Origin of the sequence: Pseudomonas brassicacearum (assembly GCF_003732265.1) — a bacterium.
GTDB lineage: Bacteria > Pseudomonadota > Gammaproteobacteria > Pseudomonadales > Pseudomonadaceae > Aquipseudomonas > Aquipseudomonas brassicacearum_D.
Window position 1 is genome coordinate 1 of sequence record NZ_MOBK01000279.1, and the last position, 550, is coordinate 550.

General features: G+C 59.1%; 1 pseudogene. It reads left to right on the forward strand.

Annotated elements, in window-relative coordinates:
• Positions 1-550 (forward strand): annotated as a pseudogene (gene ychF, locus BK660_RS31260) (redox-regulated ATPase YchF); the annotation flags it as partial.

Below are 550 nucleotides of genomic sequence, written 5' to 3' on the forward strand. Positions count from 1 at the left end.
TCCAACAGCGTCGACCCGAAACGCGACATCGAAATCATCGATCTGGAACTGATCTTCGCCGACCTCGACAGCTGCGAGAAGCAACTGCAGAAAGTCGCGCGTAACGCCAAGGGTGGTGACAAGGACGCCGTGGTTCAGAAGGCTCTGCTTGAGCAACTGATCGCGCACTTCACCGAAGCCAAGCCGGCACGCAGCCTGATGAAGAACATGAGCACCGACGAAAAAGCGGTGATCAAGGGCTTCCACCTGCTGACCACCAAACCGGTCATGTACATCGCCAACGTCGCTGAAGACGGTTTCGAGAACAACCCGCACCTGGACGTGGTTCGCGCCATCGCCGAAGAAGAAGGCGCGATGGTCGTTCCGGTCTGCAACAAGATCGAAGCAGAAATCGCCGAGCTCGATGACGGCGAAGAGAAGGACATGTTCCTCGAGGCCCTGGGCCTGGAAGAGCCTGGCCTGAACCGCGTGATCCGCGCCGGCTACGAAATGCTGCACCTGCAGACCTACTTCACCGCCGGTGTCGAAGAAGTCCGCGCCTGGACCGTCA